At 69.7% G+C, this 24,879-nt stretch carries 22 protein-coding genes, 1 tRNA gene and 1 pseudogene; 9 read left to right on the forward strand and 15 right to left on the reverse strand.

Annotated features, from left to right (window positions below; translation table 11 throughout):
• Positions 1-86: 86 nt before the first annotated feature.
• Positions 87-1,037 (reverse strand): LysR family transcriptional regulator, encoded by a 951-nt coding sequence (locus FHP25_RS29135; RefSeq protein ID WP_178133864.1) that lies wholly within the window; start codon positions 1,035-1,037, stop codon positions 87-89.
• 209 nt (positions 1,038-1,246) lie between these two features.
• Between FHP25_RS29135 and FHP25_RS29140 the strand changes: the two genes are divergently transcribed.
• The 4 genes and pseudogenes from FHP25_RS29140 to FHP25_RS29150 all read left to right on the forward strand — a co-directional run bounded on the left by FHP25_RS29140 (position 1,247) and on the right by FHP25_RS29150 (position 6,061).
• Positions 1,247-4,825: an ABC transporter ATP-binding protein gene (locus tag FHP25_RS29140; protein WP_147850504.1), complete on the forward strand. Its 3,579-nt coding sequence runs from the start codon at positions 1,247-1,249 to the stop codon at positions 4,823-4,825.
• A gap of 517 nt (positions 4,826-5,342) precedes the next feature.
• Positions 5,343-5,483 (forward strand): annotated as a pseudogene (locus tag FHP25_RS42720) (transposase); the annotation flags it as partial.
• Positions 5,484-5,510: 27 nt separating this feature from the next.
• A complete protein-coding gene (locus FHP25_RS42725) occupies positions 5,511-5,780 on the forward strand; it encodes a hypothetical protein (RefSeq protein WP_231712519.1) in 270 nt (89 codons plus the stop codon).
• 32 nt (positions 5,781-5,812) lie between these two features.
• Positions 5,813-6,061, forward strand: coding sequence for a hypothetical protein (locus FHP25_RS29150; RefSeq protein ID WP_178133865.1), 249 nt, complete (start codon positions 5,813-5,815; stop codon positions 6,059-6,061).
• 291 nt (positions 6,062-6,352) lie between these two features.
• Here FHP25_RS29150 and FHP25_RS29155 read toward each other — a convergent pair whose 3' ends face one another.
• The 6 genes from FHP25_RS29155 to FHP25_RS29180 all read right to left on the reverse strand — a co-directional run bounded on the left by FHP25_RS29155 (position 6,353) and on the right by FHP25_RS29180 (position 12,930).
• Entirely contained in the window at positions 6,353-7,261 is a 909-nt protein-coding gene (locus tag FHP25_RS29155) for a hypothetical protein (protein ID WP_147850507.1), read from the reverse strand.
• Positions 7,258-8,280 (reverse strand): MlaD family protein, encoded by a 1,023-nt coding sequence (locus FHP25_RS29160; RefSeq protein ID WP_147850508.1) that lies wholly within the window; start codon positions 8,278-8,280, stop codon positions 7,258-7,260. The genes FHP25_RS29155 and FHP25_RS29160 overlap by 4 nt, the downstream gene beginning before the upstream one ends.
• On the reverse strand, positions 8,277-8,978 hold the full coding sequence (locus FHP25_RS29165) for a P-loop NTPase family protein (RefSeq protein ID WP_147850509.1): 702 nt from the start codon (positions 8,976-8,978) through the stop codon (positions 8,277-8,279). Before FHP25_RS29165 ends, FHP25_RS29160 begins: the two co-directional genes overlap by 4 nt.
• 2 nt (positions 8,979-8,980) lie before the next feature.
• On the reverse strand, positions 8,981-9,802 hold the full coding sequence (locus FHP25_RS29170) for an ABC transporter permease (protein WP_178133866.1): 822 nt from the start codon (positions 9,800-9,802) through the stop codon (positions 8,981-8,983).
• 2 nt (positions 9,803-9,804) lie between these two features.
• Positions 9,805-12,183: a cache domain-containing protein gene (locus FHP25_RS29175; protein WP_147850511.1), complete on the reverse strand. Its 2,379-nt coding sequence runs from the start codon at positions 12,181-12,183 to the stop codon at positions 9,805-9,807.
• 174 nt (positions 12,184-12,357) lie between these two features.
• Positions 12,358-12,930 (reverse strand): nitroreductase family protein, encoded by a 573-nt coding sequence (locus FHP25_RS29180; RefSeq protein ID WP_178133867.1) that lies wholly within the window; start codon positions 12,928-12,930, stop codon positions 12,358-12,360.
• A gap of 168 nt (positions 12,931-13,098) precedes the next feature.
• Here FHP25_RS29180 and FHP25_RS29185 point away from each other — a divergent pair, with 168 nt between their 5' ends.
• Positions 13,099-13,650, forward strand: coding sequence for a carboxymuconolactone decarboxylase family protein (locus FHP25_RS29185; protein ID WP_178133868.1), 552 nt, complete (start codon positions 13,099-13,101; stop codon positions 13,648-13,650).
• Between the two features lie 55 nt (positions 13,651-13,705).
• Here FHP25_RS29185 and FHP25_RS40980 read toward each other — a convergent pair whose 3' ends face one another.
• Entirely contained in the window at positions 13,706-14,065 is a 360-nt protein-coding gene (locus FHP25_RS40980; RefSeq protein WP_178133869.1) for a hypothetical protein, read from the reverse strand.
• 295 nt (positions 14,066-14,360) lie between these two features.
• Here FHP25_RS40980 and FHP25_RS29190 point away from each other — a divergent pair, with 295 nt between their 5' ends.
• Positions 14,361-15,455 (forward strand): peptidoglycan-binding protein, encoded by a 1,095-nt coding sequence (locus tag FHP25_RS29190; protein ID WP_178133870.1) that lies wholly within the window; start codon positions 14,361-14,363, stop codon positions 15,453-15,455.
• 86 nt (positions 15,456-15,541) lie between these two features.
• Positions 15,542-16,873, forward strand: a complete 1,332-nt coding sequence (locus FHP25_RS29195) for a serine/threonine-protein kinase (protein WP_147850515.1) — start codon at positions 15,542-15,544, stop codon at positions 16,871-16,873.
• Positions 16,874-17,129: 256 nt separating this feature from the next.
• On the opposite strand, the gene FHP25_RS29200 is transcribed toward FHP25_RS29195, so the two are convergent.
• On the reverse strand, positions 17,130-17,759 hold the full coding sequence (locus tag FHP25_RS29200; protein WP_147850516.1) for an OmpA family protein: 630 nt from the start codon (positions 17,757-17,759) through the stop codon (positions 17,130-17,132).
• A 257-nt stretch (positions 17,760-18,016) separates the two neighbouring features.
• Between FHP25_RS29200 and FHP25_RS29205 the strand changes: the two genes are divergently transcribed.
• Positions 18,017-18,092 (forward strand) — tRNA-Glu (locus FHP25_RS29205).
• A 111-nt stretch (positions 18,093-18,203) separates the two neighbouring features.
• On the opposite strand, the gene FHP25_RS29210 is transcribed toward FHP25_RS29205, so the two are convergent.
• The 4 genes from FHP25_RS29210 to FHP25_RS29225 form a co-directional block, all read right to left on the reverse strand.
• Positions 18,204-18,935 (reverse strand): hemerythrin domain-containing protein, encoded by a 732-nt coding sequence (locus tag FHP25_RS29210; protein WP_178133871.1) that lies wholly within the window; start codon positions 18,933-18,935, stop codon positions 18,204-18,206.
• A gap of 17 nt (positions 18,936-18,952) precedes the next feature.
• Positions 18,953-20,305 carry an oxygen-independent coproporphyrinogen III oxidase gene (gene hemN / locus FHP25_RS29215; RefSeq protein ID WP_147850518.1) on the reverse strand — a complete coding sequence of 451 codons (1,353 nt, stop codon included), beginning with the start codon at positions 20,303-20,305 and terminating at the stop codon, positions 18,953-18,955.
• Between the two features lie 14 nt (positions 20,306-20,319).
• Positions 20,320-20,757: a universal stress protein gene (locus tag FHP25_RS29220; RefSeq protein WP_147850519.1), complete on the reverse strand. Its 438-nt coding sequence runs from the start codon at positions 20,755-20,757 to the stop codon at positions 20,320-20,322.
• A gap of 256 nt (positions 20,758-21,013) precedes the next feature.
• Positions 21,014-21,436, reverse strand: coding sequence for a hypothetical protein (locus tag FHP25_RS29225; protein ID WP_147850520.1), 423 nt, complete (start codon positions 21,434-21,436; stop codon positions 21,014-21,016).
• A 150-nt stretch (positions 21,437-21,586) separates the two neighbouring features.
• Here FHP25_RS29225 and FHP25_RS29230 point away from each other — a divergent pair, with 150 nt between their 5' ends.
• On the forward strand, positions 21,587-21,982 hold the full coding sequence (locus FHP25_RS29230) for a hypothetical protein (RefSeq protein ID WP_147850521.1): 396 nt from the start codon (positions 21,587-21,589) through the stop codon (positions 21,980-21,982).
• Here FHP25_RS29230 and FHP25_RS29235 read toward each other — a convergent pair.
• Both FHP25_RS29235 and FHP25_RS29240 read right to left on the reverse strand, forming a co-directional pair.
• The gene (locus FHP25_RS29235) at positions 21,889-23,133 is read right to left on the reverse strand and encodes a CaiB/BaiF CoA transferase family protein (protein ID WP_147850522.1); all 1,245 of its coding nucleotides are present in this window, start codon (positions 23,131-23,133) and stop codon (positions 21,889-21,891) included. The genes FHP25_RS29230 and FHP25_RS29235 overlap by 94 nt on opposite strands.
• Positions 23,130-24,824 (reverse strand): N-acyl-D-amino-acid deacylase family protein, encoded by a 1,695-nt coding sequence (locus tag FHP25_RS29240; RefSeq protein WP_231712522.1) that lies wholly within the window; start codon positions 24,822-24,824, stop codon positions 23,130-23,132. The genes FHP25_RS29235 and FHP25_RS29240 overlap by 4 nt, the downstream gene beginning before the upstream one ends.
• Positions 24,825-24,879 lie beyond the last annotated feature (55 nt).

Below are 24,879 nucleotides of genomic sequence, written 5' to 3' on the forward strand. Positions count from 1 at the left end.
CCTACGCTCCTTCATCGCATCGGTCTCCAGCCACGGCATGCTCACCTCCATGCCAAAACTGTTACCGATGTATCCGGTCTATTCCGTCACCGATCTAATCGGTCTGTACACCCTCCCTCTCCCCGCTCCCGCGGGGCGAGGGGTAAACGGAGCCCCTCCAGCGCCGCGCGCTCTTCCTGGAACAGCTCGATCACGGCGTCCATGACGCGGCGCACGCGCGAGAGCGTGCGCAGGTCGCGATGCACCAGCAGCCATTGGTCGACCGCGACATCCTCCAGCACGGCGCCCAGCCGCCGCAGGTCCGGATCGCTGTCGCCCAGGCAGCAAGGCAGCACGGCGAGGCCGGCCCCGGCGCGCGCCGCATCGTGCAGGATCATCCAGTTGTTGACGCGCACGGCTGGCCGCGGCCCGTCGAGCAGGTCCAGCAGCCATCTCTGGCCGGGCATGTAGTTGTGCGATTCATCGAAGCCGGCCCACGGCATGCGGCGCATCGCCTCGCGCGTGACGCCGGCATGCGGCACGAGCTGCGGATGGCCGTAGACCGCGTACGCGACGCGGCCGAGCCGGCGCGTCATGATGCCGGCAAGATCGGGCACCTGCTCGCGGATCATCAGGTCGGCTTCGCGGCGCGACAGGTTGGCCGGCGTGTGGCTTTGCGACAGCTCGAACTCGACGCATTGCAGGTCGCGGCGCAGCCGCGGCATGTGCAGCGCCAGGAACGATATCATCACCTCGCCGGCCGAGATGCGCACCGTACCCTTGGTCGTGTCGGCGGCGAGACCGGTGCTGCGGCGATGGATCGACTCGGCAGCCTGCTCCATGGCCTGCGCATCGGCCATCAGCTCCTCGCCGGCGGCGGTCAGCACGAAACGGTCCGGCAGGCGGTCGAACAGACGCGCCCCGATGGCCTCCTCCAGCGCCTTGGCGCGCCGCGCCACCGTGGGGTGGCTGACGCCGAGCTTGCGCGCAGCCGCGGTCAGGTTGCCTTCGCGCGCCAGGGTCAGGAAAATCCGCAGGTCGTCCCAGGCCGCGATCATGACCGCCATCCTCCGACATCAGCCGTTCAGGAATGTACAAGGTAGGTTCGTTTTTGTCGATTGGCGGAACACCGATGTTCAGCCTAGCGTCTGCCTGTCGAGCTTGGCCCGTCATCCCGAACGCAGCGAGGATCTCCTCAGGATCGAGACTCCGTTCTCAGGAGATCCTCGCTGCGCTTGGGATGACGGGACGCACGAGGAGCAGGTTCATGCATTTCGAGCCGCGTCTGTGGGTCTTCACCGAAGGGGTGCGGCTGCGCATCGCCTGGGCGGTCGTGATCGGGCTGGTGGCGGTCGGGCTGGGCGTGGCGCGGCTGGGCCTGCTGGGCTGGCTGATCGGCGAGGTGTTCGCCGGCCGCAGCGTCGAGGCGCTGGCGCTGCCGATCGCGCTGATCGCCGTCGTGATGGTGCTGCGCGGCGCCTTCGAGCACTGGCGCGCGATGGTGGCGCATGAGACCGCGGCGCGGGTGCAGAAGAAGCTGCGGCGCGCCGTCTACGATCGCGTCGCGGCCCTGGGCCCCGGCACCGTGGGCCGCCAGCGCTCGGGCGCGCTGACTCTGTCGCTGACCGACGGCGTCGAGCAGCTCGAGGTCTATTTCGGCCAGTTCCTGCCGCAGTTCCTGATCTCGCTGCTGACGCCGGTGCTGATCTTCGCCGCCGTCGCCTTCATCGACCTGCCGGTGGCGGCCGTGATGCTGGGCTTCGCGCTGCTGGCGCTGTTCGCGCCGGCGCTGTGGCACAAGCGCGACGTCGCCAACTCGCTGGGCCGGCAGAAGGCCTATGCCGCCTTTGCCGCCGAGTTCCTCGATTCGATCCAGGGCCTGGCGACGCTGAAGGCGTTCGGCCAGAGCAAGGCGCGCGCCGACAGGCTGGAGGTCGAGGCGCGCGACCTCTTCCAGCGCACGATGTGGGTGCTGGGCACCAACGTGCTGGCGCGCGGCATCACCGACAGCGCCATCGCCTGCGGCGCCGCCGCGGCGTTGGCGCTGGGCGCCTGGCGGGTCGATTCCGGCGCGATGGCGCTGTCCGCGCTGCTGGTGATCCTGATGCTGGGCGTCGAGATCTTCCGGCCCATGCGCGAGCTGCGCTCGGTGCTGCACCAGGGCATGGTGGGCATGTCGGCCGCCCAGGGCATCTACCGCATCCTCGACGATGCGCCGCTGGTGGCCGACGCGCCGCCGGCGTCGCTGCCGCAGGCATTGGCGCCCACCATCGCCTTCGAGGGCGTGCGCTTCCGCTATCCCGGCACGCGCCGCACCGTGCACGAGGCGCTCGACTTCACGGCCGCTGCCGGCGAGCGCATCGGGCTGGTGGGATCATCGGGCGCCGGCAAGTCGTCGATCGTGCGCCTGCTGCTGCGCTTCTACGATCCCGATGCCGGCACCGTGCGCATCGGCGGCCGCGACCTGCGGCAGCTCTCGTTCGCGCAGATCCGGTCGATGATCTCGGTGGTGAACCAGGACACGTTCCTGTTCCACGGCACCATCGAGGACAATATCCGCATGGGCCGTCCCGACGCCACGCACGCCGACATCGAGGCCGCGGCGCAGGCCGCCAACATCCACGACTTCGTGGCCGCCCTGCCGCAGGGCTACGCCACCGTGGTCGGCGAGAAGGGCATCAAGCTTTCGGGCGGCCAGCGCCAGCGCGTCGCCATCGCGCGCGCCCTGCTGCGCAACACGCCGATCCTGGTGCTCGACGAGGCGCTGTCGGCGGTCGATGCCGAGAACGAGGCCGTGATCCAGGAAGCGCTGGACCGGCTGATGCGCGGCCGCACGACCCTGATCCTGGCGCACCGGCTGTCCAGCGTCATCGACTGCGACCGCATCCTGGTGCTGGACGGCGGCCGGGTGGCCGAAAGCGGCCGGCACGAGATGCTGATGCGCCGGGGCGGCGTCTATGCCGCCCTGATGGCCGAGCAGGTCAACGCCCAGCCCGCCGAGACGATCGACGTGTTGCCGGCCCGCGCCGGCGGCGGCGCCGGCGCGACGCTGCCGGTCGGCGCCGTGAAGGTGGCGACCGAGGGCGTGATCAAGGCCGAGGGCCTGGGCTGGCACCAGCTCGTCACCGAGCTGATGAAGCTGATCACGCCGTGGCGTGGGCGGCTGGCCGCGACCTTCGTCTTCGGCGTGCTGCGGGTGGTGACCTTCATCGGCGTCGGCGTGCTGAGCGCGCTGGTGGTGCTGGCGCTGAAGAACGGCCAGCCCTATGCACCCTACCTGTGGGCGCTGGCCGTTGTGGCGCCGCTGTCGGGCGTGCTGCACTGGCTGGAGTCGTGGATCGCGCACGACATGGCCTTCCGCCTGCTGGCCGAGATGCGCATCGACGTCTTCCGCAAGCTCGACGCGCTGGCGCCGGCCTACCTGGTGCGCCGCCGCACCGGCGACCTGCTGGCGCTGGCGACCAACGATGTCGAGCTGGTGGAATACTTCTTCGCCCACACCGTGGCGCCGGCTTTCGTCGCCATCCTGGTGCCGGCCGCGGTGCTGGCGGTGCTGGCATCGGCCAGCCCGTGGATCGCGCTGGCGCTGGCGCCGTTCCTGCTGGCGGTCGGGCTGAGCCCGTTCCTGATGCGCAAGCGCGTCGACCGCCTGGGCTCGCAGGCGCGCGAGGCGGCAGGCGAGCTGGGGGCCTTCGCCGTGGATTCGGTGCAGGGCCTGGGCGAGATCGTGGCATTCCAGCAGGAGGCCAGGCGCGGCGCCCGGCTCGATGCGCTGTCGGACCACCACATCCGGCTGCGCCTGCCCTTCTTCAGCGAGCTCACGCTGCAGCACAGCCTGCTGGAGGTGTTCACGGGCCTCGGCGGCCTGGCCGTGGTCGTCACCGGCGCGGCGCTTGTGGCACAGGGCGCGGTCGATGCCGCCCTGCTGCCGCTGCTGACCCTGCTGGCGATGGCGGCGTTCCTGCCGGTGTCGGAGATCGCGCAGGTGGGCCGCCAGCTGGCCGACACGCTCGGCGCCACGCGGCGCATCTATGCGCTGGCCCACGAGCCGGTGCCGGTCACCGACGGCCCGGGCGTGACCCCACCGCCCGGCCCGCTGGCGCTGGCAGTGCAGCAGGTCAGCTTCGCCTACCCCGGCCAGCATCGGCGCGCGCTGGCGGATGTCGACATCACCATCCCGGCCGGCAAGACGATGGCGCTGGTGGGCACGTCAGGCGCCGGCAAGACCACGACGGCGCAGCTGCTGATGCGCTTCTGGGACCCGGACCAGGGCTGCATCACGCTGGGCGGCAGCGATCTGCGCCACTACAAGCTCGACGACCTGCGGCGGCGCATCGCGCTGGTGGCGCAGGACACCTACCTGTTCAACGACACGCTGCGCAGCAACATCCTGATCGCGCGGCCGGATGCCGACGCCGCGGCGCTTGAAGCGGCGGTGGCGCACGCCTCGCTCGCCGACCTCGTCGAGGCGCTGCCCGACGGACTCGATTCGCCGGTCGGCGAGCGCGGCACCAGCCTGTCGGGCGGCCAGCGCCAGCGGGTCGCGATCGCGCGCGCCTTCCTCAAGGACGCGCCGGTGCTGATCCTGGACGAGGCGACATCACACCTCGACGCGGTCAACGAGCAGGCGGTGCGCCGCTCGCTCGATCGCCTGCAGGCCGACCGGACCACCATCGTGATCGCGCATCGCCTGTCCACCGTGCGCGAAGCCGACCTGATCGTGGTGCTCGATGAAGGCCGTGTCGCCGAGACGGGCACGCACGCCACCCTGCTGGCGCGCGGCGGGCTCTATGCCCAGCTTGTCTCACGCCAGCTCGCTGCCAGCTACGTCGCCGCGGCGCAGTAAGATGACCGCGTCAGGGCCCTGACGAGCCGACATTGCCACCGCTGCCGCCGGCACCATCGGCGCTCCCTGCTCCTTGGGCGGCGCCGGTATCAGCAGCACCGAAGCGTCGGGCTCAGCCGACAACTTGATCCGACGTATCATCGGCCATCATGACCACGTTGAAATCAATCACGCGGTGTGGCCGGCGACCTGCATGTGATTTCTCAAGTAGAGCCCAGGCGGCGTCGCGACCACATCCTGGTCACAGACAAGGCCACCGGGATTTACCGGGGCCGGGCCCACTTGCCCAGGCGAGATTGCAGTCATCTCCGTGTCAGCTTCGACCCGCGATGCCAGGCGATCACATGCGCCGAAACATCCTTGGCTTGTGACGCTTCGCACCCGTAATTTTTTGACAAACCACCGTGATATCTGTTAGAAAATGAGTGTTATCAGTGAGCACACGCCAAATAATATCCTCCGACTGACACTCAGAGATTCTATGTGAACGAACGCCTATGCTTGGGGGAGGACCGCGATGTCAAGCACAGGCATCGGCACCGTCGGCGACATCAATCTGTCTCCTTTCCAGAACGAAGAGGCGGCATATCGGTTCGTGGAGCAGTGCGTCTGGCCCGAGGGTCCGGTGTGTCCGCGGTGCGGTGGATCCAAGCGTGTCAGGCCTCTGCGTGGCCGCAGCGTGCGAATGGGCGCCTACAAATGCTACGCCTGCCGCAAGCCGTTCACCGTGAAGGTTGGCACGATCCTCGAATCGAGCAATCTGCCGATGCGCAAATGGCTGCAGGCGATCTTCCTGACCTCTCGCGAGGGCGAGCGGCTGGACGCCAATACGCTGCACCACGCGCTCGATGTCGCGCCGCGCACCGCATCGTACGTACTGCAGCGTGTGCAGAGCGCCCTGTCCGCCGCAGAGCAACCGGTCCAGCGGCCGCGAGACGACAGCGGGCAGAGCTGACGACGCAACCATCGCAAATCCAGGCGATGGACATGGTGAAGAAGAGGCGGAAGGTGCCTTCCCGACCAGCAGACAACGAACCGCCGGCGGCGGCGGGCGGACCGCGTTTCACGCATTTCCCGCACGAAGGCGGCCGGATCGACGAGCAGGCCGAGCAGGAGCTCGCGACAGCGATCAGGCGGCTGATTCCGCCCCGGGCTCCCGATAACGCCACGCGTCCGGAAACCGACGCGCCCAGGCGACGCAAATCCCGGCGCCGTTTCGATCCGCCGCAGGATTGATGCAGAACCTCGTTTCATCCGAGCCCCCGCGGGCAGGGCATTCGCATATGACCTCGCTGTCATCCCGAGCGCCCCCTTCGACAGGCTCAGGAGAGGCGATCTCCTGCGGCAAGGCGCACGGTGCGCAATTCGCGGGAGATCCCTCGCTACGCTCGGGATGACGGTAGGGGCATATGCGATTGCCCTGCCCCCGCGGGGGACCTCCCGCATTGGCGCATCGTGCGTCCCTGGCAGGAGATCCCTCACTGCGCTCGGGATGACAGATGTGTCAGCGACCGGCGATTCCGGATACTACGGTCCGGCGCGCTCCGCTGCCAGACGCCTGACGCGTGCGATCTCGGACATGGTGTCGGCCATCCCGCCTTGGCGCGCCAGGCCCTCGGCACGCCTGAGCTGGGCGAGGCCGCCGGCCGTGTCGCCCTGCAGGACGAGGCTGCGCCCGGCGCGCAGGAGGAAGATCGCGGCGTCGGCCGGGCGGCCCAGGCGCTGCGCCGCATCGCCGGCCAGCACCAGCGCGCGGGCCATGCCGCGGTAGTCCTGCTCCTCCTGGCGGCGCTGGGTCGCCAGCTCCAGCGCTGCCAGCGCCTCGGCCGTCCGGCCCTCCATCAGGGCGAGCCGGCCCAGCAGCTCCTGGCGATCCGCCTCCAGGCCGGGTTGGGTCGACGGCGGCAGCGCGCCGGCCGCTTCGCGCACGCCGTTGACGTCGCGGCGCTCGGCCAGGATCACGCCGCGGATGTACCAGGCCCGCGCCGCCGTCTGCGGCTCGCGGGCCGCGGACGCCAGCACCTCGCCTGTCGCGGCGAAGGCGGCGCTGGCATCGCCGGCGCGATAGGCAGCCGCACCTTGGACCAGCACCAGGTCCGCGGGCGGTGGCAGCTTGCGCCGCTCGAGCTCGGCGCGGGTCTGGCGCGCCACGCGCAGCGCCTCCTTGCCGTCGCCGGACCGCAGCAGCGCCACCGCGAGGTTGTAGCCGATATCGCCGATCGCGCCGGCGTCGTCGCGCTCATAGGCCCGCGCCAGCGCCGTCCGGTATTGCCGGATCGCCTCCGCCGGCAGGTTCATGGCCAGCGCCTGCGTGCCGGCCCGGTTGGCCTGGTCGAGACGCAGGTCCGGCGGCGGCCCCGGATCGGCATCATCGCCGCCGCATCCGGCCAGCGCCGACAGGATGGCGGCCGCCAGCGCCGCGCGCAGCCGCCTCATGGACGCACTTCGACGGCCGGCGCACGCCGGCTGGCGGGCGGCGGCGGCGCGCTGCCGCCCAGCAGCCAGTGATGGCGCAGCTGGCCCAGGAGAAGCTCGAGCTCGCGCGCCGTCATCTGCGCTTGCAGCAGCGTCGAGGGCACTGCCTCGGTCGATGACGCGACGTTCTGCGTGATCTGCGGAATCTGCGGGCTGGCACGCGCCAGGTTGCGCGTCGTCGTCTGCAGCGCGCTCAGCACCGCCTCGGTGCGCTGAAGCAAGGCCGGGATGCGCGCGTCCTTGGTCGACCGCTCCAGCTCGGTGAGCAGGCTGCGCGCCCGCACCAGCGTCTCCTCCGTGGCGGCCAGCGACGCCTCGACGTGCTTCGCCATCTGGTCGTCGAACAGCAGCTTGCCGACGGCGCCGTCGCCGCGCTCAAGGCGCTGGGTGACGCCGGCCACCGATGCCAGCGTCTGCTGCATCGGCCCGGCCGGGTCGGCCAGCCGGTTGGCGACGGCGGTGAAGGCGACCACGCCTTTCTGCACCTCGTCCAGCAGCGGGATCAGCCGTGCCCGCAGCTCGTCGACCACCTGGCCGATGGTGTCGGTCGGGGCGCGGTCGGTGCCGGCCGACAGCACGGCAAAGCCCCAGTCCATGGCCTCGCCCGTGCCGCGCGAGACATCGAGGTAGGCGGCGCCGGCGACGCCGAACTGGCGCCGGATCACGACCTGCGAATCGCGCCGGATGAAGGCGGTCATCTGGTCGTCGATGCGCGCCTCGGCATGCATGCGCTGGCTGGGATCGATCACGATGCGCCGCACCTCGCCGGCGCGGATGCCCAGCACCTGCACCTCGGCGCCGACCGCCAGCCCCGCCACCCCCTGCTCGGGCAGCAGGATCCGCAGCGTCGCCGACGGCTGGAACCAGCCCTTGAGGAGCCCGGCGTTCACCAGCGCGGCCACGAACAGAACGATACAGATCAGGACGATCGCGCCGGTGACCTCGCTGAGCTGCGACACGCCGAAGGTCGAGCGTTTCATGGGCTCCTCCGCATCGGGGCGAGACCCCGATCTCCAAGGCGCAGCGCCTGACCGGGCTGGACGAACCGCGCCGCCGGGGCGCCCTCCGGCCCGATGATCCAGAGAACCGCGCCGCCACGATCCTGCACCGCCGCGACTGCCTGCGCCATCGCCACGCCCAGCGCGGCCATGGCATCGAGCGCCGGGTCCTGGACCACGACCAGCGCCGGCGCGCCGAGGAAGGCGCGCACACAGGCAGCGCGGACGAGCTCGCCGGCAGCCGTCGCGTCGCGCTGCCCGGCCGGCACGCCCGGCAGGCCGAACGTCCGCGCCAGCGCCGTCGCCTCGGCGGCGGCCTGATCCGGCGTGCGGTCGCGATGGTAGAGCCGTGGCGCCAGGATCGATTCGGCGATCGACAGATGCGTCGGCCAGACCTGGCTCTGGACCACGCTGCCGATGCGGCTGCGGGCGGCGAAGCGCTCGCCCGGCGACAGGCCGCGCCAGTCGTGGTCGAGGAACCGGGCTGCACCTGCCGGCGGATCGACGAGCCCGAGGCAGAGATCGACCAGCGATGCCGCCGTGTCGGCGGCATCGACCTCGACGACGGCGGCATCGCCACGCCCCAGCTCCAGATCGATGCGGCACGACGGTGCCGCCCGCCGGTCGGCGAAGGCGACGCCCTGCAGCGACAGGATGGCGGGTGCGCCGGATGCCGCCATCGTCACAGGGCCAGGTCGAACAGGCCGTTGACCAGCAGGATGGCGATGGCTGAGCGCACGAAGCCACGCGGCACCACGCGTTGCAGGTCGTCACCCTCCTCGCGCCGCGCCAGGCCGATCGCGCAGCAGACCAGGCCGACGAAGAAGCCGATCGCCAGGCATTTCAGCGGCGGCAGCACGAAATCGCGCGGCCCCATCGCCTGCAGCACGACGCCGGCGAAATCCCACAGGGAGTACGCCACCAGCCCGATCGCATGCGCCACGAGATAGCCTGCCAGCAGCGTGGATGTGATCAGGATCGTGGCCAGGCAGAAGGCGCCGACCGCAAAGCCCAGGGCGCGTGGCATGATCAGGCAGGCGACGGGATCGAGCCCCTGCATCTCCATCAGCCGCAGCCACCCTTTGGGCCTGGCCTCGCCCAGCTCGATCAGCGTCGCCGTGCCGCTGCGCCCCAGCACGATCAGCCCGACCAGGATGGGCGCGATCTCGCGCACCAGCACCAGCACGATGATGGTGCCGATCAGGCCGGTCTGCCCGGTTGCCGCCAGCCAGTAGGCCGCCTGGGTGACCAGCGCGAAGCCCAGCAGCACGCTGGCGACGATGGTGGTGCCCAGCGCCCGCACCGTCACGCCGTGCAGCACACGCCGCAGCTCCAGCCGGACCAGCGGGCGCCATGTGCTGCGGCGCAGGCCAGCCAGCACGACCGTGGCGGCCAGCGCCGCGAAGGTGGCGGCGCCGCGCAGGCCGCCCAGCGTCGTGTCGCCAACCGCCGCGAACAGGCGCCGCAGCGGCCGGCGCGGCGGCAAGGCGTGGACGCCGCGCACCGTCATATCGGGCCGACCAGGACGAAGGTGCGCATCGTGCCGGTCTCGGGCAGGAAGTAGCGGCCGACCGGGCGGAACAGGAAGTCGTCCGACAACAGCTCGTAGGTGGTCTCCGACGCGCTGATCGTGCGCGGCCCTGCTGCCGCCGCCAGCGCCTTGGCGACACCGACCGCGCCACCCCAGATATTGCAGGTGGCCGCGTCGCCATCGACGCCGGAGACCATCACCGGACCGATGTCGATGGCGAGGCGGAATCCCAGGCCGACCGCCAGCGCCTCCTCCGCTTTCAGCAGCCGGTCCCGCAGATCCAGCACCGTCAGCGCCATGCGCCGCGCTGACGCTTCGGCTTCGGTGCCGGGAGCCGACAGAGCCACCAGCACGACCTGGTCGTCCATCAGCGCGGCGTAGCCGATACCGCCCTGCTCGACCGCGTGGCGGATCTCCTGCACCAGGGTGTCCATGACCGTGCCGTTGGCGCTGCCGGCCGGCCGCTCTGCCGCCGACAGCCAGTCCGGCAGCTTCACGACGGCGACCGCCGTGCGATCCATCTGTCCCGGGCCAAGGCCCTCGGCGGCAGCGCCGCGCTGCATGAGCGCGCTCCTGAGGCTGGTCGCGCGCGCCGCGGCAGCGCCGCCTGCCGCCTTGTCGACGGCGGGCCGTGACGCCGACCTGTCCGGTGCTGCCGGCGCCGGTGCGCCGGCATCGGCGCCCGCGAAGCGAAGGGCGAACAGCGAGGCCAGCGCGGCGCAGAACTCAGCCAGCCCGGTGCCCCGATCGCCGCGCCGCGGCTCCTCCACCAGCAGCATGCCCAGCGGCCGGCCCGCCGCGCCGATGGGCGCGACATAGACGCTGGCGACCCCGAGCGGCGCCAGATAGGCCGCCGACAGCTCGGCCGTGCGGCGGTCGTCGCCGGCCTGCAGCGCGTCGATCGGCTCGCCCTGCGCGAGTGCCGCGAACAGGTTGGGCAGCTCGTCGCGGTGCAGCTCGAGGCCCGCGGTATGGGCGGCGGCATCGCGGTCAAAGCTGTCCTCGCAGCGCAGCGTGCGGCCGGCTGCGTCCAGGCGCCATGCGCCGGCGCGCCGGGCGCCAAGCGTCGTGGCCGCGCTTTCGAGCGCCTGGCGCAAGCCGTCGGCCACGGTGCGGTCCATGACAGCCGGCGTGCGCGCCAGCTCGGCGAAGGCACGCGCGTGCGACTCGAGCACGCCCTGGCGTACCGTCGCCGCGGCCGCGCGCCGCTCGGCGCCGATGCCGCGCCAGGCCATCGTCGTGGCCAGCGCCGCGACGATCAGCACCACCAGGGCTGACAAGGCCAGCGCGATCCAGCCGCTTGCCGTCACGAAGCCGATGAAGTCGGTCTCCGGAACGATGATCACGATGGCCCAGTCGCGTCCGATCAGCGTCTTGAGCGGCTCCGACGATACGATGATGCGGCGGTCGCCGAGATCGAGCAGCTTGCGACCGTAGCCTTCCACGCGCAGGCGGTTGAAGACGCGGGTCAGGACGGGATCGCCGAGCTCATCCAGGCGCGGCGCGGCGGCTCCGGCGCGATCGGCAGGCAGCCAATCGTCGCTCGGATAGGCCACCACCCGGCCGTCATGGTCGACCACGATCGCCTTGCCGCTGACGCCGATCTCGAGCTGCTTCAGGAAGGTGCACAGCGACGCCAGCTCGAGGTCGACGGCCAGCACCGCCCCCAGCTTGCCGTTCGGGTCATAGCGCGGCGTCGCCAGGGTGATGCCGGGCTTGCGCAAGGTGAAGAACAGGTAGGTGTCGGTCCAGTAGCGGCCGCGCGCCGCCACGGCGCCGGTGTACCAGGGGCGCTCGCGTGGATCAAAGGTGTCGTCAGGATCCTCGCTGCGGCCGGTCACGGCGCCGGCGGCGTCCCGGCGCGTCCAGGTCACGCGGCGACCCGAATCACGGCGATCGACGAGCTTGGTGTCGTAGCCGCCCTGCGGGTTGCGCACGACGAACATGAAGTTGCCGTCGGGATCGGCATAGCTGAAGCCGGTGATCGTCGTGGTGCGCGGCAGCGCCTGCAAGGTGAACGGCTCGATTGCGGTGCCGCCGCTGAAAACCCCGCGTGCCGCCGCCATCTCGCCCGCCAGCTCCAGGAACTGCTCGGCCGGCGAGAGATAGGTGTGCAGCTGCACGGCGATGCGACGGTCGATCGCATCGATCAGGTCGTTGGAAAGCGAGACCGCGCCGCGGCGATTGCTTTCGTAGATGTAGGCGCCGATGGCCGTGATCAGCATCGTCACGACAATCACCCCGGCGATCGGCAGGCCATGCCGCGCCAGGCGGCGCCAGCGCGACCCGCTATCGCCGGCACCGACCGCAGGTGCGATGGTGGTCGTGGTGGTGGATGACGGCGATGCCGTCATGCCCTTGAACAACCGGCGGCCTGGCGGAACGCGGCCGCTTGCCGGGCGCTACTCCTCGATCTCCTCCTCACGCGGCGATCCATGCATCCCAGCCGTGTCGAAAGCAACCACGGCGCAAGTGTATCGGATCGGACTCGCCACGAGAATAGCCTGGTGCGACCGGGCGTTGCAGGGTCAGGCGGACGGCGCCCCGCCCCACGGCCGCACGAAATCGCGCCAGCTGGGCTGGGGCACTGGCGACGGGCCGGTGCTGTCCGTGCCGACATAGAGGAAGCCGACAATGGCATCGCCCGCGGCCAGGCCCAGCGCCGTCTTGACGTCGTCGTCATAGGCGGCATCGCCGGTTTTCCACATCGCGCCGAAGCCTTCGGCGAACACCGCCAGCATGATGTTCTGGGCCGCGGCGCCGGCAGCCAGGATCTGCTCGATGACCGGGATCTTGGCGGTGGGATTGCAGGCGGCGGCCACGACGATGATCAGCGGCGCGCGCAACGCCTTCCCGCGCTCGCGGTTCAAGGCGTCCTCGGGCGCGTCGGGGCGCCGTCGCCGCAGGCTGTCGGCCAGCAGGTCGCCGAACTGCAGGCGCCGATCGCCGTCGATCAGGATGAACCGCCACGGCCGCAGGCGCCCATGGTCCGGCGCCCGCACGGCGCTCGACAGGATCCGCTCGAGCGCCTCGGCGGCGGGCGCCGGGTCCGACAGCTTCATGGCCGAGTAGCGGTTCAACAGAAGATCAGATGCATGCATCCCTATCACCTTCATCGCAAATGCCGCGGCATCCGCCGCCGCAGCGTGCCCGCTGCCGACGGCGTTGTACACGCCCAGTTGGTGATGTGGTTCATGCGCAAGCGTGATTCCACCCCGATGCGATCCGCCCTAGCATCCGCCCCCACCCGCACTGAACGGAGGATCGAAGTGATCAAGCGGACCCAGCGCATTCCGATGCGCGATCTGGCAACCCTGGCGGCCGAAGACCGCGAGACCGTCGAGAAGAACGCGATGAACGGCCAGGTCTTCAACATCTTCAAGGTGCTGGCCCATCACCCCAAGCTCGTCAAACGGTGGACGCCCTTCGCCGGACATATCCTGTCCAAGCAGAGCCTGCCGTTCCGCGACCGCGAGCTCTTGATCCTGCGCATCGGCTGGCTGAACCAGGCCGAGTACGAGTTCGCGCAGCACGAGCTGATCGCCCGGCGCGGCGGGGTCAGCGAGCAGGACATCGAGAAGATCAAGCAGGGTCCCAAGGGGAGCTGGAACGAGCACGAGGCGGCGCTGATGCAGGCGGCCGATGACCTCTACGAGAATTCCGTCGTGTCCGATGCCACCTGGGCGACCTTGTCCAAGGCCTACTCGACCGAGCAGATGATGGACGTGGTCTTCACCATCGGCCAGTACAACCTCGTGTCCTGGGCGCTGAACAGCTTCGGCGTGCCGCTCGACGACTTCCTGCCCAAGGCCAAGGCCTGAGCAGCCGCGGGCGCAGCGCCGGCTATCGCGCTGCGCCCGTTCCGAAGAACGGCAATCAGAAGGCGATGCGCCAGTCGTCCTTCGCCACCTCGCACAACGGCGCGTGGTAGGGGTAGCCTGGCCCCTTGGTGAAGCTGTGCAGCACCATGGCGCAGCGCCGGCCATTCTCGGTGTAGATGCGCGTGATCGTTGCGGTGCCAGCCCGCTTGCCGTCCGCCGATTGCCAGTCCTGGCGCGCGCTCAGGACATATTGCTGCAGCACGCTGCGGATCGCTGCTTTCACCCGGGCGGCATCGTCGGTCGAGATCCCGACCGTGTCGTTGCCGAACGGGTTGATGAGCTGCGCCCGCGCGGCGCCGGCGACAACCACCGCACCGATCGCGGCGGCCACCAGGGCACGGAACTCTTTGCGCATGGCGAGGCCCTTTCATGGGTCCGGACGCGCCGGCCGAGCCGGCGCACCATGCGTTATCAGCGGCTTGCGGGCAGGTGGTCTATCCGAAAACCGAACCCGGCACTTCCGTCATCCCGGGCTCAGGAAGGTGAGCGAAGCCGGCAGCGCATGCGTCGAAAACCGTCGTGCGGCTTCCCGGCAACCCTGCCGCCTGCTATCGTTCGTGCAGTCTCGAAGTTCTTGTCGGCAGGCCGGATCGGCCGACGCCGACACAAGCGTTGCCGTTGCTCATCGCGTCTTCGAGGAGCCCGTATCGATGTCAGGGGACAACCGGCAATCGGTTTGGACGTGCATGGCGGCCGGCGGGATGGCGGCGCTGGCGGCCCTTCTGCCCGCCGGCCCGGCGACGGCCCAGCCGTCCCGCGTCGCGCTGGTGATCGGCAACGGCGCCTATACCGGGTTTCCGCCGGCGCCGGCGTGCCCGGCGGCGGCGCGGGCGGTGGCCGAGAAGCTGCGCGCCGCCAAGTACGAGGTGGTCGAGCGCAACGACCTGACGACCGGCGGCTTCGACGGGGCGGTCGGCGACTTCATCACCGCGCTGGCGCGAGCGCCGGGGGCGACGGCGTTCGTGTATGTCTGCACCCGCGGCGCCAGCCTCAACGAGCGGCCGTTCCTGCTGCCGGTATCGGCCAACCTGACGCGGCCGACCGACCTGTTCACGCAGGGTGTGCTGGCCAAGGTCATGTACGACGCGCTGGCGCGCGGCAGCGCCGGCCCGGCCGTGGTCGCGCTCGACGTCGTGCAGACGCAGACCGGCGCGCTCCTGACCGGCTTCGACGGCCTTGCCGAAGGCGCCGGCATCGACGGGCTCGCGGCGATCACCGTGGTCGAGGCCAGCGCCAGCGGCGCGGCCACGCCGCTGGCGGATGCGCTGGCTGCCGTCCTCGACCGCCCGGCTGTCCAGAACGGCCAGCTCGTGTCGGCGGCGCAGGAGCAGATCGCCGCTGCCGCCGGCACGTCGATCGCCGTCGTCCACCAGCCGAAGGCAACCGGCCACATGGTGGGCGAGCAGCCGCCGCCGCCGCCACCGCCGGCGCCGCCCCCACCGGCGCCCGCGCCGGTCGCGGCAGCGGAGCCCGCGGCGCAGCCGGCGTCCCCGCCGCCGGAGCCGTCGCCGCAGGCGGCGGCAGCGCCGCCGCCCACGATGCCGGAAGAGCATCTCATGACGTACGACGACCGCCGCCGGATCCAGGAAGCCCTGCGGACGCTGGGGTACTACACGATCCAGATCGACGGCATCTTCGGGCCCGAGACCCGGGCCGCGATCCGCAAATACCAGATGCAGCTCATGGCCGAGCCGACCGGGCGCCTGACGCCCGAGCAAGCCGGGCTGCTCGTGCAGGGCCGCTGACGGAAGGCCGCGCGATGGCACTGATGATCACGCCCCACCCGATGCACGATATCACCGTGCGGCAGCTGCCCGGCAGCTAGGATCAAATGGCGCAGCCCTCGATACCGGCGCGAATCGGCCGTTATGTGATCCAGTCGACCATCGGCCGCGGCGCGATGGGTGTGATCTACCGGGCGCACGATCCGCTGATCGACCGCACGGTGGCGCTGAAGCTGGTGCGCGCCGACCTGCTCGAGGGCGACGAGCGCCGCGGCTTCGTCGAGCGCTTCCAGCGCGAGGCGCAGGCCGCAGGCCGCTGCGCTCACGCCAACATCGTGGCCATCTACGACTACGCCCTGCACGAGGACAACCCTTACATCGCGATGGAATTCATCGACGGCTCGAGCCTGGCGCAGGTGATCCAGGGAAGCCGGCGCACGCCGGTCGATCGCGCCGCCTGGATCGTGCATCAGGTGCTCGCCGCGCTGGGCTGCGCGCACGGACACGGCGTGGTGCATCGCGACATCAAGCCGGCCAATGTCCTGCTTGCCATCGACGGCCACGTCAAGGTGACGGATTTCGGCATCTCGCGCCTGGGCGGCTCGTCATTGACGCAGACCGGCGCCCTGATCGGCACACCCAACTACATGTCGCCCGAGCAGCGGCGCGGCGAGGCGGTCGATGCGCGCAGCGACCTGTTCTCGACCGGCGCCGTGCTCTACGAGCTGCTGACCGGCGTGCTGCCGTTCGCCGGCCGCAGCTTCTACGAGGTCGCCGATCCGATGCTGTTCGCCGCCCCGGCGCCGCTGTCGCAGCACCTGCCCGAGGCGCCGCCGGCGCTGTCGTCGTTCATGAGCATCGCGCTGGCGCGCGATCCGTCGCAGCGCTTCGAGTCGGCGCTGCGGATGTCGGCGGCCCTGGCCGACGCGGTGCGCGGCATCGAGCCGCCCCGCCCCGTGGCGGCGCCAGCCGGCGGCCCGGCGGCAATGCCTCCAGCGCCGGCGCCGGCCGTATCGCCCGTGGCCGAGATCGAGCGCAAGCTGGCGTACTATGTCGGGCCCATCGCCCGCTTTCTCGTGCGCAACGCCGGCAACAAGACATCGTCGCTCGACGAGTTGTGCCAGTCCGTCGCCGCCAGCATCGAGCGGGCCGACCTGCGCGACGCTTTCCTGCGCGACGTACGTGGGCTGCTGGGCGCCGGCCTCGCGACCCAGGTCGCCAACGCCCCCACGACGGCGGCGAAGCTGCCGATCATCCAGGCCGATCTCGACCGGGCCCAGGCCGACCTCACGCGCTATATCGGACCGATCGCGCGCGTGCTCGTGCGCCGCGAGCTCGATGCCTCGGCAAACCTCGACGATTTGTGGCAGCGGCTCGCCACGCATATCGAGCGTCCCGCCGACCGCGCCGCCTTCCTGCGCGGACGCCCGCCGCGGTAGCACTCGCGATCGGTGGAAGGTGGGTCGCCACTGTCATCCCGAGCGCAGCGAGGATCTCCCGCCAGGGATGCACGGTGCGCCATTCGCGGGAGATCCCTCGCTGCGCTCGGGATGACAGGTGTGTCACCGACCCGTGATGCCACGTCGTAGGCAACACCCAGGATGACAACGCCGGCGCTCGACGTGCCGGCGGGAAAGGCGCGTCTGGGCCGCCTTTCCCGCAGATCATCCACAACGCCCGCGCCTGGCGGCGCTGCTACATGCGTGGCGGCAGCGCGATCCTGGCGTCGGTCAGCAGCTTCTCCAGCACCGGGATCGCCGGGCCCGGGTTGCCGCCGTCGCACTGCGACAGCGCCAACCCGGCATCGCCGTCGGCCTGCGTGTTGCCAAGGTAGCGGCGGTATCTGGCGGCCATCTCCTTGCAGTAGGCCAAGTCATTGGGCGCCGCTGCCACCTGGCCGCCGGTGAGCTCGACGCGGCGGTTCTGCGGCTCGCGCACGCCGTCGGCGGTCGGCACCAGCGGCTGGGTCTCGCCGCGGCCGACGGTGGTGATCGACGCCGCCGGCACGCCCTCGTGCACGAGGGCGGCCTTGACCGTGTTGGCGCGCCGCAACGACAACGCCATGTTGTAGGCGTCCGCGCCCGACTTGTCGGTGTGGCCAGTGTCGGTGATGCCGGGACTGCCACTGGCCTTGAAGGCAGCCGCCGCCTGCTTGACCGTGCTCAACGCCTGTGGCGACAGCGCCGTGCTGTCCCAGTCGAAGAACACCATGTATGACGCGGGTGGCGGCGCCGGCGGCGGCGGCGGCGCCGCAGCCTGCTCGGGCTGGCCGCATGCGCTCAGAAGGGCTGCGGTCGCGCCCAGAACCATCACTTTTCTGAACATAATCCCTCTCTCCCCTAGCCAACGCCGACCGGCACGGCGGCCGGTGCCTGGATCGCCTTGCCGTCGGCGCAGGAATTTTCAGGGCGGCGGCAAACGAGGGCTATCCGAAAGACGAACCGACGCGGTTTTATGGCTGCTCGCTCAAATGGTCCGCCGATGTTGTGGAAAGCTTACATCAGCCTGACTTTCCAGCGGCAGATACCCGCAAGCTCTTGATTCCCGGGGACCGACACTGTAGACGAACGGCCGCTCTAGCTGTCCCCATCGTCTAGAGGCCTAGGACACCAGCCTTTCACGTTGGTAACACGGGTTCGAATCCCGTTGGGGACGCCAGAACAAAACTCCAAAGAAAATCAATAAGTTATAGAGAAATAAGGCGAACCTTGCCGTAGCTCGTGACGGCCTTTGCCGTCGCCGTGGAACACCTCTCACGTGTCGTGCGCGTCACGCTCTGCCTGCCGCGCCCTCATCCTGGCCGAAGCGCCCGGATCGCAGGAGTTCGAGCGTCGTTGTGTCGCCGTCAGCCGCATCGAGCGCGGGCCCGAGGCCGATCGGCGCAGGTGCGAGGTTGACGATCCGCGTGAACAACGCCCGGAAATCGCCGCCGTTCGTGCCGGCGCCGTGCAGCGGATCCTGATGGCTCGAGAATGCTGCATCCATCTCCGCCCAGTCGGCTGCGCTGAAAGTTTTCTCGGCGAGAGGCAAGACCACGTCTTCTTCGATCCGCATGTGCTTCCAGTGAAACGTCGCATAGCTTTCGACCGAATCAAGGAACGCGGCTGCAGCCGTCAGACACCTGATTCTGCCCCAGCCGGAATTGGACAAGGCGTCAGCATCGACCGGCACCGGTATCTCGACGCACTCCCGGTATTCAGCCAGTGCCCGCCCGAGATGAGCGAGACGGTTCTTTCCGTCACGATGCTGCGCTGCAAGCTCGTCCAACGTCGGCGCCGCGTCGGGCGCATGCAGCCGCAGCAGCCGGAAGAGATAGGCGTCTTCCTTGGGATGATGGCATGCTTCGGGGAAGCCCTCGATGTAGGCGACCATCGCCTCGAGCAGGCGGAAATCGAGCGTGGCCCCTCGCTTCACCGCGTTCCTGGCAAGGTAGCGCAGACCGTGCAACACGGCCGCAAGCGAGCGATGCTCGTCAAGGATGGTGAGTGTCGCCTTGTGCATGGCCTCCTCCGGCGCCATCAGATGGCGCGCGAATGCCGGGCATCCGATGTTGGCAGGTGGTGATCGAATGCAGCGCAGATCAGCCGCACGGCCAAACGGCCAGCCTCGGTGACGCGCAACCGGCCATCCTGCAACGCGATCAGCCCTTCATCTGCAAACGACTGCAGCCGCCTGACATCGTCGTCGAAGATGTCTTCCGGCATCCCGTGCCGACGCGCGATATGCGGCAGATCGGCCTCGAATTCGCACATCAGGCGTTCGATGACATCGGCGACCAGCAGATCGTTCGAAGTCATATGCACGCCCCGCGCCGTTGCATACCGCCGGTCGCGGATCGCGGCCTCATACGCGTCCAGAGCCCCCGTGTTCTGCGCCAACCCGCCGGGCAGGCTGGAGATCGCTGTGGCACCGATGCCGATGAACGTGTCCGCCTGGATGTCCGTATAGCCCTGGAAGTTGCGCCGCAGACGGCCCGTATCGGCTGCGATCGCCAACGGATCGCCAGGCAGGGCATAGTGATCGAGGCCGATCTGGCGATAGCCGGCCTTCGTCAATATCTCGGCCACGAGGCAGGCCATGGCATGGCGCTGGCCCGTATCAGGCAGTGCCGCCTCATCGATGGCACGTTGCCGCTTGGCCATCCAAGGCACGTGCGCATAGCCGAAGACTGCAACGCGTGACGGCCTCAGGCGCACGGTCGTCGCCAGCGTCGCGGCCAGCGTTCCAAGCGTCTGGTGCGGCAGGCCATAGACCAGGTCGACGTTGATGCGCTCGATGCCTGCGGTGCGCAGCATCCGCATGCAGTCCGCCGTCATGGCCTCGGGTTGGATTCGATTGATGCCGCGCTGCACCGCCGGATCGAAATCCTGCACACCGATGCTGACGCGCGTCACGCCAGCCGCCGCGAGAATATCCACCAGGTCCGGTGTCACGTAGCGCGGATCAGTCTCGATGGAGATCTCGACATCGGACACTGGCGTGAAGCGGCTCATGACGTGGTTCACGATTCGGAGCAGCGCCTTGCCGCCGAGCTCCGTCGGCGTGCCGCCGCCAAGCTGCATCGCCATCAGCTTTCTGCCCTCGCCCAGGTCGGCGGCCAGCAGGTCGAGCTCGCGCTCAAGCAACCCGGCGTATGCCTCGATCTGTGACAGCTGGCGGGCGACCCGCGTGTGGCAGGCGCAATACCAGCAGATCGACCGGCAGAACGGCACATGTGCGTATAGCGCGATCGGCTGGCCGCCCGGCAAGGTGCGCAGCCATTCACCGTAGATCGATCCGTCTACGCCGGCATGAAACTGTGCCGCCGTGGGATAGCTGGTATAGCGCGGCACGGCGCGCTCATACCGCTGCGGACTCGCCTGGTGCTGCATCCTTCACCCGCCGATCAGCGATAGACGAGCACCGGAATCTTCGAATGGGTGAGCACCTTGATCGTCTCGCTGCCGACCAGCAGCGCCGCCAGGCCATGCCGGCCGTGCGACGACATGGCGATCAGGTCACACCCCTCCTTGGCGGCGGTGTCGATGATAGCCTGATAGGTGTGCTCGTCCTTCACATGCAAAGTTGCGCATCGAACGCCTGCGGCTGCGACCTCCGCCTCGGCCGCCGAGAGATACCGCCCGGCGTGCTCGGCCGTAAGCCGCTCATACTCGGCCGGCGTAGCGGTCACGATCACGGGATCGACGGCCAAGACGTGAAAGGGCTCGGTGACCGTCATCACCGTCATCCGGGCCCCCAGCGCCTTGGCCAGCGCCGCGGCCTTGCCCACAGCGCTTGCCGAAAGCGGGGAACCGTCGATAGGAACGAGAATGTGCCGATACATGCGCCTCCCTCCCGCACGGATTTCGGTGCAAATCTAGCCCACACGCGGATGGTGGACCTTGAGCTGCATCAAATGCCCGCCATCTCTTGGCTGGGCTTGCCGCGCAGAAGGTCGAAGGCCGCGACCTCGCCGATGACCGACGTCTCGGTTCGGACCCGCCTCGGCCGACAGGTCGCCCTGGTTCATACGCAACAACAGCCGCCGGGGTCGGCCGCGGGCGCGAGCCCGGCTGCTGATTGTCAGACGGCGCCCGGCGTCAGCCGATGAACCGCGACAGGATGGGATGCCGGGCGACGAAGCGCAGTCGAAACGCCAGCTCCTTCGGGGTCATCCTGCCGCCGTAGTGGCAATCGCACAGCAGGCGGTGCGCTTCGCCCGAAGTCAGCTCGAAGAAACGGGAGCCGTGGCCGAACGCGTCATTGCGCAGCCCCTCAGCCCTCAGGACCGGGTCGCTCGCCGCCAGCGCCAGCGGTGAATCCGCGCTGCGCAAGCTCGCGCGCTGGTCGGGCGACAGGAATTCGATGCCCCGCAGCGGCCGCACGCATCCACTGTGCGCATCGAGCAGCGCCGCCCATCGTTCCAGCTTCGCTCGCCGCGTCATGGCCGGTCTTGCGGCGTGCGTGTCCGCCGGGGACGTGGCCGCCATTGCGTCGATCTGGTCACGGGTTTTGAGTTCCATCGCAACCTCCTGCGCTTTTCCACGAGGCTGACGTGATGCTCCCCAAGGCACGGCCTCGCGTCCAACGTGCTGGCGCTTCAGGCGCCGGTCGCCGTTCAGGGCCGCCTTGGATTGCTCTCGCTACCGATACCCGACGGCGACAGGTGCGGGATGCCGCTGCAACGCCAAGGACGCGCTGAAGTTCCCGACTCCTGCGAACTGAAGAACAAATCCGCCGGGCCGAGACGGGAACTTGCCCTGCTGGCTGAGCGCCACGACACCGTCGTCGGCAGCTCCAGGAAGGACGACCCGCGCGACGTGGCCCACGGCAGCTTCGACACGATGATGAGCGGAGGCGCAGGCGTCGTCAACAGTTGGAAGAACAAGCTCGAGACCGTCCTGGCGACCATCGCGCCGGCCGCGCGATTGGCGGAGAAGCATCGCAGGATCGCCAAGCCCGGATCCGCGCGCCATCAGGCGCTTTCAGGCCACGGTCGGAGCCGGCGGGACGGGATGGCATGGACCACGCCCTCGGCGGCAAGCCGCTCGATGTCGGCGCCGCCGTAGCCCGCCCAGCGCGCCAGGATCTCGGCGTTGTGCTCGCCAAGGTCCGGAGCGACGAGGCCGGTCGCCTGCGGAAACGCCGAGAAGTTCAGCGGGCTGCCCGGCACCTGGAAGCGCCCCAGCACCGGGTCGTTGACATCGCGGATCGTGCCGCGCGCCAGCAGGTGCGGATTGCGCATCGCCTGCGCGACGCTCAACACCGGCGCGCAGGGCACCCGGCTGCGGCGCAGCACGTCCAGCGCCGCCTCGTCGCTGGGCTGCGCCGTGAGCCAGGCCTCGATGATCGCCACCAGCGCGTCGCGGTTCGCCATGCGCGCCGCGTTCTCGGCAAATCGCGGATCGGTCTGCAGATCCTCCCGCCCCATGGCGACGGTCAGCCGCCGCCACATGTCATCGCTGACCGGCACCACCATCATGTAGCCGTCGCGCGACCGGAACACGCCCAGCGGCGCCAGCTGCGTGTGGTAGCGGCCGGTGCGGTGCGGATGGACCGTGCCGCCGCTGGCGCTGTGCAGCTCGACCGACAGGCCGTGCGTGTGGAAGTAGAAGTCGATCAGGGAGATATCGAGATACTGGCCGGTCCCGCCCGGGCCGCGCCGCCAGTAGAGCGCCGCGTTGATGGCCGCCAGGGCGCTGATGCCGGCGCCGACATCGCCGACGGCGATGCCGGTCAACGGCGGCGCCTCGTCCGGCTCGCCGATCATCGAGGTGACGCCGGTATAGGCCTGCGCGATGAAGTCGAAGCCCGGCTGCTCGGCCAACGGGCCGCTTTGCCCGAAGGCCGAGATCGAGCACATGATGATCTGGGGATTGATGGCGTGCACCACCTCCCAGCCCAGCCCCATCCTGCCGATCACGCCCGGCGAGAAGTTCTCCACCACCACGTCGATCTTCGGCAGCATCGCCTTCAGGGCCTCGATCGCCGCCGGCTTGCGCAGATCAAGGCAGAGGCTCTTCTTCCCAAGATTGTGCTGCACGAAATAGGCGCTGCGCCCGTCCCTGATCAGCGGCAGGGCACGCGCCTGGTCGCCCTTCGGCGCAAGCTCGACCTTGATGACCTCGGCGCCCAGCTCGGCCATCTGCCGGGTCGCGACCGGCCCGGCGATGTATTGCGTGAAGTCGAGGACCGTGACCCCTTCGAGCGGTCCCTTCACGTCCCGCCCCGCACCAGCTTGCCCGGCAGCGCCTCCGTCGCCTCGCCGTCCTGCCGCGTCACCGCACCTGACACGATGGTGACGTCATAGCCGTCGGCCCGCTGCACCAGCCGGCGGCCACCGGCCGGCAGGTCTCGCACCATCTCCGGCGCGCGCAGGGTCAGCCCATCGAAGTCGATGACATTGAGGTCGCCCTTGCGCCCTGGCGCCAGCACGCCGCGATCGGCAAGGCCATAGAGCGCCGCGGTGCCGCTGGTCTGCTGGCGCACCACCTCCTCCAGCGCCAGCTTCGGGCCCCGCCGGCGGTCGCGCGCCCAGTGGGTCAGCATGTAGGTCGGCGTGCTGCCGTCGCAGATCAGCCCGCAATGGGCACCACCGTCGGAGAGCCCGAGCAAGGTGTTGGGATGCGCCATCATGGCGGCGATATCGGCGTGGTCACCGGCGGCGTAGTTGAAGGCCGGCATGAACAGGAGCTCCTGCCCATCGCGCTCGAGGAGCATGTCGTAGGCGACCTCGGCCGGGTCACGGCCCTCGCGCCGGCCGATCGCCTCGGCGCTCAGCTCGGGCGGCGGCTCGTAGTCAGGCGGGTCGCCCAGCCGGAACATGCGGTCGAAGCGCTGCGTCACCGTCCGCATGATGTCGCTTCTGTGGCTCACCCGCTCCCCGACGATCGCGTCGCGCACGGCCGGATCGCGCATCCGCGCGACCCGGTCCGCCAGCGGCAGCTCGGCAATCGCCCGGTACGCCTGCCTGGACACGAACGGGTGCAGGCTGCTCTCCAGGCCCAGCATGAAGCCGATCGGCCGGCCGGCCACCTGCGCCAGCAGCGGCTCGTTCTCCTCGCTGGCGCGCTTCGTCGCCGCCAGGATGCGCTTCCACTTGTCGGGATCGTCATTGAACTGCACCAGCAGGAACCACACCGGCCGTCCACTGATGCGCTGCAGGCGCCGCATCCAGGCGATCTCATCGTCGACGTCGCGGAAGTCGACGTTGACACCGATCGCCCCCTTGCCGGCGCGGCGCAGACCCGCCGAAATGCCGATCAACTCATCGACCGCGACCTCATAGCCGGGGATGTGGTTGCCGTGCTTGTCGCGGTGCACGTTCGTGCGCGAGCTGGTGAAGCCCAGCGCCCCTGCCGACATGGCCTCGGCCGCCAGATCCGCCATGCGCGCGATCTCGTCGGGCATCGCCGGAGCGTTGGTCGCGCCGCGCTCGCCCATGACATAGGCGCGCAACGCGCCGTGCGGCAGCTGGGCGCCGATATCGATCGCGCGCGGCATGCGGTCGAGTACATCGAGATATTCCGGAAAGCTTTCCCAGCCCCAGGGAATGCCCTCCGAGAGGGCCGTGCCGGGGATGTCCTCGACACCCTCCATCACGCCGATCAGCCATTCGTGCCGGTCGCGCTGCACCGGGGCGAAACCGACGCCGCAATTGCCCATCACGATCGTGGTGACCCCATGCCATGACGACGGCGCCAGCCACGGGTCCCAGGTCGCCTGGCCGTCGTAGTGGGTGTGAATGTCGACGAAGCCCGGCGTCACGAGACGGCCGGCGGCCGCGATCTCGCGGCGTCCGGGGCCGGCCTTGCCGCCGACCTGCACGATGCGGTCGCCATTGAGCGCCACGTCGCCATGGAAGGCTGCCGCTCCTGTTCCGTCGACGATCAGGCCGTCGCGAATCACCATGTCGTGCACGGGCTCCTCCCATTCGGTTCGTCTATCGCTGTCAACAGTACCGCAT

It is taken from the genome of Vineibacter terrae (assembly GCF_008039615.1).
Lineage (GTDB): Bacteria > Pseudomonadota > Alphaproteobacteria > Reyranellales > Reyranellaceae > Vineibacter > Vineibacter terrae.